This is a genomic window from Xanthomonas sp. SHU 166, assembly GCF_000364685.1.
GTDB classification, from domain to species: domain Bacteria; phylum Pseudomonadota; class Gammaproteobacteria; order Xanthomonadales; family Xanthomonadaceae; genus Xanthomonas_A; species Xanthomonas_A sontii.
In genome coordinates this window covers 1-10,138 of record NZ_AQOJ01000916.1, presented here as the reverse complement: position 1 = coordinate 10,138, position 10,138 = coordinate 1, and the positions used below count along the sequence as shown (strand labels likewise).

10 protein-coding genes and 2 pseudogenes are annotated in these 10,138 nt (G+C 70.0%); 9 read left to right on the top strand and 3 right to left on the bottom strand.

Annotated elements, in window-relative coordinates; translation table 11 throughout:
• Positions 1-180, top strand: a pseudogene (locus D180_RS20580) (hypothetical protein); the annotation flags it as partial.
• A 122-nt stretch (positions 181-302) separates the two neighbouring features.
• Positions 303-683 (top strand): host attachment protein, encoded by a 381-nt coding sequence (locus tag D180_RS20575; RefSeq protein ID WP_017908761.1) that lies wholly within the window; start codon positions 303-305, stop codon positions 681-683.
• 24 nt (positions 684-707) lie between these two features.
• Here D180_RS20575 and D180_RS20570 read toward each other — a convergent pair whose 3' ends face one another.
• Positions 708-1,187, bottom strand: a complete 480-nt coding sequence (locus tag D180_RS20570; RefSeq protein WP_017908762.1) for an Lrp/AsnC ligand binding domain-containing protein — start codon at positions 1,185-1,187, stop codon at positions 708-710.
• 136 nt (positions 1,188-1,323) lie between these two features.
• Here D180_RS20570 and D180_RS20565 point away from each other — a divergent pair, with 136 nt between their 5' ends.
• Positions 1,324-2,631: a D-amino acid dehydrogenase gene (locus tag D180_RS20565; RefSeq protein WP_017908763.1), complete on the top strand. Its 1,308-nt coding sequence runs from the start codon at positions 1,324-1,326 to the stop codon at positions 2,629-2,631.
• A complete protein-coding gene (gene alr, locus D180_RS20560; RefSeq protein ID WP_043091468.1) occupies positions 2,610-3,683 on the top strand; it encodes an alanine racemase in 1,074 nt (357 codons plus the stop codon). The genes D180_RS20565 and alr overlap by 22 nt, the downstream gene beginning before the upstream one ends.
• 47 nt (positions 3,684-3,730) lie before the next feature.
• Here the strand turns inward: alr and D180_RS20555 are convergent, their stop codons facing one another.
• A complete protein-coding gene (locus D180_RS20555; RefSeq protein ID WP_017914247.1) occupies positions 3,731-4,303 on the bottom strand; it encodes a DUF3016 domain-containing protein in 573 nt (190 codons plus the stop codon).
• 192 nt (positions 4,304-4,495) lie between these two features.
• On the opposite strand from D180_RS20555, the gene D180_RS20550 reads away from it, so the two are divergent.
• The 5 genes and pseudogenes from D180_RS20550 (at position 4,496) to D180_RS20535 (ending at position 9,197) form a co-directional block, all read left to right on the top strand.
• On the top strand, positions 4,496-4,966 hold the full coding sequence (locus tag D180_RS20550; RefSeq protein ID WP_010343261.1) for a hypothetical protein: 471 nt from the start codon (positions 4,496-4,498) through the stop codon (positions 4,964-4,966).
• A gap of 19 nt (positions 4,967-4,985) precedes the next feature.
• On the top strand, positions 4,986-5,234 hold the full coding sequence (locus tag D180_RS24075) for a hypothetical protein (protein WP_156117234.1): 249 nt from the start codon (positions 4,986-4,988) through the stop codon (positions 5,232-5,234).
• A gap of 221 nt (positions 5,235-5,455) precedes the next feature.
• A pseudogene (locus tag D180_RS20545) lies at positions 5,456-7,399 on the top strand (ATP-binding protein); the annotation flags it as partial.
• Between the two features lie 68 nt (positions 7,400-7,467).
• Positions 7,468-7,788 (top strand): DUF3247 family protein, encoded by a 321-nt coding sequence (locus D180_RS20540; protein WP_017914245.1) that lies wholly within the window; start codon positions 7,468-7,470, stop codon positions 7,786-7,788.
• Between the two features lie 74 nt (positions 7,789-7,862).
• Positions 7,863-9,197: a sorbosone dehydrogenase family protein gene (locus D180_RS20535; protein WP_017914244.1), complete on the top strand. Its 1,335-nt coding sequence runs from the start codon at positions 7,863-7,865 to the stop codon at positions 9,195-9,197.
• Between the two features lie 430 nt (positions 9,198-9,627).
• On the opposite strand, the gene D180_RS20530 is transcribed toward D180_RS20535, so the two are convergent.
• A complete protein-coding gene (locus D180_RS20530; RefSeq protein WP_017908770.1) occupies positions 9,628-9,891 on the bottom strand; it encodes a hypothetical protein in 264 nt (87 codons plus the stop codon).
• Between the last annotated feature and the right edge of the window lie 247 nt (positions 9,892-10,138).

Genomic DNA, 10,138 nt, shown 5'->3' with positions numbered 1-10,138 from the left:
GCGGTACCGGCCGCCGCGCTCGCCGACCCGTCCGCACGCCGCCCGGTCCGCCTCTACGACCGCCGCGGCCAGCTGGTGCCCGGGGCGATGCAGGTGGGGCCGAACCGCGCGCTGGATACCCGCACCGGCCGTTACTACGACACCGTGCCCAGCGGCGACGGGGTCCGCATCCAGGACTGAGCGCCTGCGCCCCGGCGGCGAACGCGCGGCGAACGCCGCGTGGCCGCCATCCTCACGAATCGGTTCCTAGACTGGCGAACCGGCCGCGACTGCCGCGGCGCCACGTTTTCGCAGGAGAACCGATGAGCAAGCTTCCCGACAACACCCTGATCGTCGTCGCCGACCGCACCGCTGCGCGCCTGTTCCGGGTCAACCTGGCCGGCGAGACCGCGCTGCTGGAGCAGACCGAAGTGCTGAACCCGACGCCGATCGAGGGCGTGGAGGACGGCGACCGGCCGATGACCATGGATGAGGCCGGGTTCGTGCGTCAGATCGCCGAGCGCCTGTACCAGGACGCGCTGCGCGGGCAGGTCGAGCACCTGATGCTGGTCGCCGACCCGCACACGCTGGGGCAGTTGCGGCCGCTGCTGCACAAGGAGGTCCAGAAGCGGGTGGTGGCCGAACTGGCCAAGAACCACGCCAATTCCTCGCGCGACGACCTCGAGAAGCTGCTGGTCTCCTGACCCGCACGCATCCGCGCGGAACGCTCAGTCGGCGATCGGCAGGCTGAGCGTTTCCTTCACTTCCTCCATCACGATGTAGCTCTTGGACTCGCGCACATGCGGCAGGGTCAGCAGGGTGCTGCCCAGCAGCTTGCGGTAGGACGCCATCTCGCTGATGCGGGCCTTGAGCAGGTAGTCGAAGTCGCCCGAGACCAGGTGGCACTCGAGCACGTTGGGCAGCTTCAGCGCGGCGCGGCGGAACTCCTCGAAGATGTCGCCGGACTTGTAGGCCAGGCTGATCTCCACGAACACCAGCAGGCTGGCCTTGAGGTAATGCGGGTCCAGCCGCGCGTAATAGCCGGTGATGGCGCCGTCGCGTTCCAGTCGGCGCACCCGCTCGGTGCACGGGGTGGTGGACAGGCCCACCCGCTCGCCCAGTTCGGTGAAGGAGATGCGCCCTTCCTGCTGCAGGATGCGCAGGATCTTGCGGTCGATCTTGTCCAGTTCGCGAAGGCGTGCGGCCATGCGGGGCGGTCTCAGGGGTTTGGCCTGCCAGGCCGGCAGAAGTCAGGGGAAAATCCTGGGTTGTGCTGCCTATACTGCACCGAACTTCTGCCCTGGCGCCATCCAGCCAGGGAATTGATCCGAACGGAGTAGGCGCATGCGGGTTCTGGTTCTCGGCAGCGGTGTGATCGGCACGGCCACGGCGTGGTATCTGGCCCGCAGCGGCTGCGAGGTGACGGTGGTCGACCGCCAGCCGGCGGCCGGGCTGGAGACCAGTTATGCCAATGCCGGCCAGGTCTCGCCCGGCTACGCCTCGCCGTGGGCGGCGCCCGGGGTGCCGCTGAAGGCGCTGAAATGGCTGTTCCAGCGCCATGCGCCGCTGGCGATCACGCCCACCGCCGACCTGCAGCAGTACCTGTGGCTGGCGCAGATGCTGCGCAACTGCACCGCCGAGCGCTATGCGATCAACAAGGCGCGGATGGTGCGCCTGTCCGAGTACAGCCGCGACTGCCTGGACCAGCTGCGTGCCGAGACCGGCATCGCCTACGAAGGCCGCCAGCTCGGGACCACCCAGTTGTTCCGCACCCAGCAGCAACTGGACGGTGCGGCCAAGGACATCGAGGTGCTGCGCGAGTACGGCGTGCCCTACGAGTTGCTGGACCGTGCCGGCATCGCCCGGGTCGAGCCGGCCCTGGCCAGCGCGCCGGCGACCCTGGTCGGCGCGCTGCGCCTGCCCAACGACCAGACCGGCGACTGCCGCCTGTTCACCCAGCGCCTGGCGGCGATGGCCGCCGCGGCCGGCGTGCAGTTCCGCCAGGGCGAGACCATCGAGGCGCTGCAGGCCGATGGCGACCGCATCGACGGCGTGCGCATAGGCGGCCGGGTCGAGCGCGCCGACCGCTACGTGGTCGCGCTGGGCAGCTACTCGCCCGGCCTGCTGGCGCCGCTGGGCATCCGCCTGCCGGTGTACCCGCTGAAGGGCTACTCGCTGACCCTGCCGATCCGCGACGCGGCGCTGGCGCCCACCTCCACCATCCTCGACGAGAGCTACAAGGTGGCGATCACCCGCTTCGACGCGCGCATCCGCGTCGGCGGCATGGCCGAACTGGCCGGTTTCGACCTGTCGCGTCCGGCGCGCCGCCGCGCCACCCTGGAGAAGGTGGTCAACGACCTGTACCCGCGCGGCGGCGACCTGGCCGCGGCCGAGTTCTGGACCGGGCTGCGCCCGGCCACCCCGGACGGCACCCCAGTGGTCGGCGCCACCGGCTACCGCAACCTGTTCCTCAACACCGGCCACGGCACGCTGGGCTGGACCATGGCCTGCGGCTCCGGTCGCTACCTGGCCGACCTGATGGTCTCGCGGCAGCCGCAGATCAGCGGCGAGGGCCTGGACATCTTCCGTTATTCCCGCGGTTCCGCCGCGTCCGTCGCCGAGGCCGTCGCGTGCGCCCAGCCCGTGCATTGATCGATCTCGACGCGCTGCGCCACAACTACCGCCTGGCCCGCCGGCTGAGCGGCGGCAAGGCGCTGGCGGTGGTCAAGGCCGATGCCTATGGGCACGGCGCGGTGGCCTGCGCGCGCGCGCTGGACGGCGAGGCCGACGGCTTCGCGGTGGCCTGCATCGAGGAGGCGCTGGAACTGCGCCAGGCCGGCATCGCCGCGCCGATCCTGTTGCTGGAGGGCATCTTCGACGCTGACGAACTGCCGCTGGTCGCCGAACACCGGCTGTGGTGCGCGGTGGCCTCGCCCTGGCAGGTGGAGGCGATCGCCGCCTTCGCCGCACCGCAGCCGCTGTGCCTGTGGCTGAAGCTGGACAGCGGCATGCACCGGCTCGGCCTGGCGCCGGAGGAGTTCCGCGCCGCGCACGCGCGCCTGAGCGCGCTGCCGCAGGTCGAGCGGCTGGTGCTGATGAGCCACTTCGCCCGCGCCGACGAACTCGATAGCGCGCGCACCCGCGAGCAGGTGGAGGTGTTCCGTCAGGCCACCGCCGGCCTGGCCGGCGAGACCAGCCTGTGCAATTCGCCGGCCCTGCTCGGCTGGCCTGAGCTGCGCAACGACTGGGGACGGCCGGGGCTGATGCTGTACGGCGCCGACCCGTTCGCCGCCGCGGCCGCGCTGCCCGGCGAACTGCGTCCGGTGATGACCCTGCAGTCCAGGGTCATCTCGGTGCGCACTATCGCGCCGGGCGAGCCGGTCGGCTACGGCGCGCGCTTCGTCGCGGCGCGCCCGACCCGGGTCGGCGTGGTGGCGATCGGCTATGCCGACGGCTATCCGCAGTTCGCGCCCAACGGCACGCCGGTGCTGATCGACGGCGCGCCCGGCGAGCTGATCGGGCGCGTGTCGATGGACATGCTGACCGTGGACCTAACCGACCACCCGCAGGCCGGGCTCGGCAGCGAGGTGCAGTTGTGGGGCGAACAGCCGCGCATCGACGCGCTGGCCGGGCGCTGCAGTTCCAGCGCCTACCGCTTGCTGTGCGGCCTCAAGCGCGCGCCGCGCACCTATCTCGGCGGTTGATCCATGCCTGACGGCGCCGGCGCGATGCCGGCGCTGCGCGTGCGGCCTCAGCGCTCGGCGACCGCGCTGTCCTTGTTGCGGAACTGGCGGCGCAGCCAGTCGTCGAGCATGCGCTTTTCGTAGCGCAGCGGATCGGTGCTCAGGCCGACCGAACTGTTGTACAGGTAGCTGGGGTCCATCAGTTTCGGCTGGCCCTGCGCCAGGACCTGGCCGTCGGCGTCGTACAGGGTGAAGTCGAGGCTGATCCGCGGCGGGTACAGGTCGCGCATCACCCGCACGTCGTTCCAGTTCGGGCCGTGCCACGGCTCGAAGTCGCCGGCGCGCTTGATGTCGGTCAGCTTGATGTCCAGGCGCTGCCCGGGCTGCAGTTGCTTGGCGGCCTGCTTCTGCAGGTAGGCGGCCAGGTCCTGTACCCAGTCGCCGCGTTCGGCTTCCCAGCGATTGCGGCTCTGCCGCAGTTCGCTGAAGGTGGACGGGTCGGCCCAGCTCACCTGCACCGGGCCGTCGCTGACGAGGCTGCGCGGCGCCTGCGGGTCGGTGACGTTGCGGATCTCGGCGGAGGCGCCGCCCGCCCACAGGCAGGCAAGCGCCAGCGCCGTCCAGGCATAGCGGATCTTCATGGCGGATCTCCAGGAGGCGTGCGCCCAGTGTGTGCCTGTGCCGGCGTGCCCGCAATCGCGGCGAGGCGTGCGGCGACGACCGTTGGCCGCCGATTCATCCGCTCCGGCGTGACGGACGGCTCACATCGCCTCGCCGCCTGCTTCACGGTGCGCGCGCGAGCATGGATGCCACTCGGAGGATGCGGGGATCGCATGAAGACGCCGTTGTTCCACCAGGCCCACACCGGCAGCGATGTGCGCCTGCAATTCATCGACTGGGCCAAGCGCCACGGCCACAGCCCGGCCAGCGGCGCGGCGGCGTTCGTCGAGCACCAGGCGAACCTGGACGAGGCGGCGCGGCAGTTGCGGCTCAACCCCGGCGACGACGTGCGCCATCTGCTGCGGCGCTACCTGGTCTCGCTCGGCGAGGCGCAGGACGTGGCCGTGCAGTTCCCGCCCAGCTACCACTACCGCAGCCCGCAGGGGCAGAGCTTCCGCTACACGCTGACCCTGGTGCTGGCCGAGGACGGTGTGGAGTGGAAGGCGCGGGTGTGGACCGGCCTGGAGTACCTGGGCCTGATCGTCGGCCGCGGTGCTGGCCCGCGCGCCAACTACACGCGCCTGGCGCGGATGGCGGTGGAGCACGAACTGGCCAGCGACGCTCCGCGTTTCACGCTCGGCTGAGCAATTCAGGAACGTTGTCATGTCCGTCGTCAGCGCACCCGAGCGACCCGTGGTTCCCGAAGAATGCCGCCGGCAATGCCGGCAGCTGGGGCCGGCGCGCGTGCAGCAGTTGCTGGAATCCTCTTCGCCGCCGCCGTGGCGCGAGGAAGCCGAGCGTTGGCTGGAAGAGCAGGCCTTGCGCAGCGCGCGCCTGACCCAGTGGATGGTGCTGGCAGGCATCGGCCTGTCGTTGCTGGGCATCGTGCTGGTGATCGCGTTCTTCTGGTGACATCGCTCGGGCAGGCGCAGCACAGGTGCTGGCTTGACGGCGGCGGAGTGGCTTAACAAGATGGGGGTTTACGCCTTGCCGCTCCTGGCGCATCGTCGTTGCGCCGCGGATGCCGGGCACCGTCTTCATCCGTTGCCGTAGGCCGCTTCCAGAGCTAGTCCGTCATGCATGCCAGTCCAGACTCCACCGCTTCCTCGTTCGCGCAGGCGACGGACCTGCAGTACCGCGAGATCTTCGACAAGATCGATTCCGGCTTCTGCGTGATCCAGATGCTGTTCGAGGGCGAGCGCGCGGTCGATTACGTGTTCCTGCAGGTCAATCCGGCCTTCGAGCGCGAGACCGGCCTGCGCGACGTGGTCGGGCGGCGCATGCGCGAGATCTCGCCGACCCACGAGGAGCACTGGTTCCAGCGCTACGGCGCCGTCGCGTTGACAGGCCGTCCGGACAAGTTCGAGAACTTCGCGACTGCGCTGGACCGCTGGTGGGCGGTGGATTCGTTCCGCGTCGGCGCGCCGGAACTGCGCCAGGTCGCCGTGCAGTTCCTCGACATCACCGAGCGCAAGCGGATGGAGCGCGACCTGGCCGAGAGCGAGGCGCGCTTCAGCGCGCTGGCCGAGGGCCTGCCGATGCCGGTGTGGGTGCTGGACGCCCAGGGCGAACTGCGCTTCACCAACACCGCCTATGCCGAATTCTTCGGCATCGATCTGGATACCGATGCTGCGCGCCCGGGTTGGGGCGACGTGCTGCATCCGGAAGACGTGGGCGTGTTCGCCTACGAATTGCGCAACGCGCTGCACGACCAGCGCAACCTGCGCGCGCTGGTGCGCGCGCGCCGCCACGACGGCGAGTGGCGCTGGGTGGAAATGACCGCGGTGCCGCGCTATTCCGCCGAGGGCCAGTTCATCGGCCTGGCCGGCAGCAGTCCGGACGTCACCGAACGCCGCGACATCGAACTGGCGCGCGAGCAACTGCTGGAATCCGAGCGCAGCGCACGCAACGCCGCCGAGAGCATGGCGCGGCTGAAGGACGAATTCCTGGCGACACTGTCGCACGAACTGCGCACGCCGCTGACCACCATCCTCGGCTGGAGCGACCTGCTGCTGCAGCGGCTGCCGCCGGGCGACCCGAGCAGCAAGGGCCTGTCGGTCATCGCCAGCAGCGCGCGCGCGCAGCAGCGGCTGATCTCGGACATGCTCGATCTCAGCAGCATGCTGCTGGGCAAGGTGCAACTGGAAGTGGAAGCGCTGGACCTGGCCGAGCAGGTGCGCGAGGCGATGCGCGCGCAGGAGCCGGTGGCCGAAGGCAAGGACCAGGCGCTGACCCTGCAGGCGCCGTCGCAGCCGTGCATGGTGCTGGGCGACGCCACGCGCCTGCAGCAGGTGTTCTGGAACCTGTTGTCCAATGCGATCAAGTTCACGCCCGCGCACGGGCGCATCGCCCTGGCGATCGCGCTCGACGACGATGGCGAGCACGTCAGCGTGGCGGTGCGCGATTCCGGCGACGGCATTCCGCCGGAGTTCCTGCCGCATCTGTTCGGGCGCTTCCGCCAGGCCGACAGCACCACCACGCGCCTGCACGGCGGCCTCGGCCTGGGCCTGGCGATCGTGCAGCAGCTGGTGGAAATGCATGGCGGCCAGATCAGCGCGGCCAGCGAAGGTCGCGGCTGCGGCTCGGTCTTCACCGTGCGCCTGCCGCTGCACCGCGATGCGCCGGGCTCGCGCCCGCTGCGCGAAGTGCGCGCGTTCGCGATGGCCGAGCAGGTGGTCGAGGCGTATTCGCTCAAGGGCGTGCGCCTGTTGGCGGTGGAGGACCAGCCGGACATGCTCGACTACCTGCGGCGCCTGCTCGAGGAGCAGGGCGCGGAGGTGGTCGCGGTGGGCTCGGCCAGCGAGGCGCTGGAGGTGCTCGACGGCGGCGGCCATGCGGTGATCGACGTGATGGTCACCGACATCGGCATGCCGGGCATGGATGGCTACGGGCTGATCCGCACCGTGCGCGAGAACATGGGCCTGGGCGCGGACGAACTGCCGGCGGTCGCGGTGACTGCGCTGGCGCGTGCCGACGATCGCCAGCGCGCGCTGCAGTCCGGCTTCCAGGAACACCTGGCCAAGCCGTACAGCGTGGCGCAGCTGGTCTCGGCGGTGCGCTTCGCGCGGCAGCGTTAGCGCGGTCTTGCCCGCCGGCTCACGCGGCCGGCGTTAGGGTGCTGCGGTTCCCCCTCAGGAGTCCGCCGATGACCCAGTTTGCCGAGCGTATCCACACCGACCAGGCGCAGATCCAGGCGCTGGAAGCGTTGATCCTGCAACTGCCCGGGCAGTCGCATGTGCGCATCGAATTGCACGACGGCAGCGTGTGCTTCGGCACCGTGTCGGTCCGGCCCAGCATCCAGCAGTTCCGCGACGCCGATGGCAACGAGGGCAGCAATGCACAGGTGCGCATCGACGACCTCGACGATCCGGCCCGGCACCGCTACCTGTGGCTGGACGAAATCCGCAGCGTGCGCCAGTTGCCGGCGCGGCCCTGGGAGACCGATCCGAGCGGCGACGCCTCTTGACGCATCTTTCACTTTTTCCGCGTCGGGGCTGTGCATCATCGGCGTTCCCCCGTGTTCCCGGATATCCAAGACACATGGCCATGTCTTCGCCGATTCGCGCCCGTTGGGTGTTGTGTGCGCTCAGTGCCGCCCTGCTCGCCGCCTGCGGCGACACCGCCAAGCACTCCATCGAGGAGGGCATGGGGCCGGATCCGGTGTTGCCCGATCCGGTCAAGCGCATGATCCCCACGGTCAAGGTCGCCGAGGTCAAGCGCTGGGCCGATGGCGCCGCGCCGGTGCCGGCCGCCGACCTGGCGGTGCAGGCCTTCGCCCGCGACCTGGACCATCCGCGCTGGCTGTACGTGCTGCCCAACGGCGACGTGCTGGTCGCCGAGACCGCCGAGCCGCCGGCACCGGAAAAGGAGAGCAGCGGCCTGCGCGACAAGATCCAGGGCGCGATGATGGCCAAGGCCGGCGCCGCCGTGCCCAGCGCCAACCGCATCACCCTGCTGCGCGACGCCGACGGCGATGGCGTCGCCGAAGTGCGCACGCAGTTCCTCAAGGGCCTGTATTCGCCGTTCGGCATGGCCCTGGTCGGCGACCGTCTGTACATCGCCAATGCCGATGCCCTGGTCAGCTTCCCGTACAAGGACGGCGACACCCAGATCACCGCCGCGCCCAGCTTCGTCGCCAACCTGCCCGGCGGCATCAACCACCACTGGACCAAAAGCCTGCTGGCCAGCCGCGACGGCAAGAAGCTGTACGTGGGCGTCGGCTCCAACAGCAACGTCGCCGAGAACGGCATGGAGCAGGAGCTCAACCGCGCCGCGATCCTGGAAGTGGACGCCGCCAGCGGCGCTACCCGCGTGTTCGCCAGCGGCCTGCGCAATCCGGTCGGCCTGGCCTGGCAGCCCGGCACCGACACGCTGTGGACCGTGGTCAACGAACGCGACGAGATCGGCAGCGACCTGGTGCCGGATTATCTGACCTCGGTGCGCGAGGGCGGTTTCTACGGCTGGCCGTACAGCTACTACGGCCAGCACGTGGACGAGCGCGTGCAGCCGCAGAACCCGGAGATGGTGGCCAGCGCGATCAAGCCGGACTACGCGCTGGGCGCGCATACCGCCTCGCTGGGCCTGGCCTTCTACGAAGGTGCGCTGCTGCCGCAGCCCTACCGCGGCGGCGCCTTCATCGGCCAGCACGGCTCCTGGAACCGCGACCCGCCGTCGGGCTACAAGGTGATCTACGTGCCCTTCGCCAACGGCAAGCCCAGCGGCAAGCCGCAGGACGTGCTGACCGGCTTCCTCGACGCAGAGGGCCGCGCGCAGGGCCGCCCGGTCGGCGTGGCGGTGGACAAACCGGGCGCGCTGCTGGTCGCCGACGACGTCGGCAATGTGGTGTGGCGGGTGACGCCGAAGCCGGGGAAGTGAGCGGTCTGGTTAGCCGCGTGTTTCCGCATCGATCGTAGGGGCGGCTTCGGTCGCGGTGCTGGGTTCATGGTCGCGATGCGGGATTGATGGCTGCGACGTGGGCTTCATGGTGAAGCCCGATCGCGGCTTAGGCCGTTCCTGCAAAGGACCACTGCGGCGGTGTGGCGCGTGCCCCCAGGGCTGCTGCAGCGCGCATCTCATCGCGCGGCCGCGTGCTTCGAAAAACAGGGAAAACCACGACCGCAGCCGCTTCCTGGAAGCCGGCCTTGTTTGCTGCAATCAAAAATCGCGCGAGTGAGCACGAGGGCAACTCCATCTCTGCTAACGCATGCAGGAGCGGCGTCGGCCGCGACCGGGATGCGCCTGGCAAGGCCCGATCGCGGCCGACGCCGCTCCTGCACGTTTGATTGACCGAGCCGAAAGCCCGGTGTCAGTGCTCCACAGGCGCCGGCTCCACACCGAAGCGGCGGGCATAGCCGCGTTCGTTGAAGACGCGCTCCACCTCGGTGTCGCCCAGTTCCGGGGCGGCGTAGACGGCATACACCACGCTGCCATCGTCGCGTGCGCCGCGCTGGTGCAGGCGGTAGCGCGGACGCCCGGTGCCGGTGTTCTCCGGGTAGTGCAACGGCGGCTGGCTGCCATCCAGGTCCACCTCGCTGTTGTCGACGACGCCGCCGATGAACACTGCGCGCATGCTGCCTCTCCGGTCATTGGGTGCCTTGCAGCCTAGGCGCGGCGATGTTGCCGAAACATCAATGATGCGTTGGATTCGCGCAAAACCGGGGTCGCCGCGCACTGCCGGTAGAATGCGCGTCCCTGTTCCGATGACTCACGCCCGATGCCGGCTGCGCAAGACGCCCCCCTCGACACCCTGTTCCTCCCGTTCGCCCAGGGCGTGCTGCGCTGGCCTGCCGGCAAGGTGCTGTTCCTGCGCGCCCGCG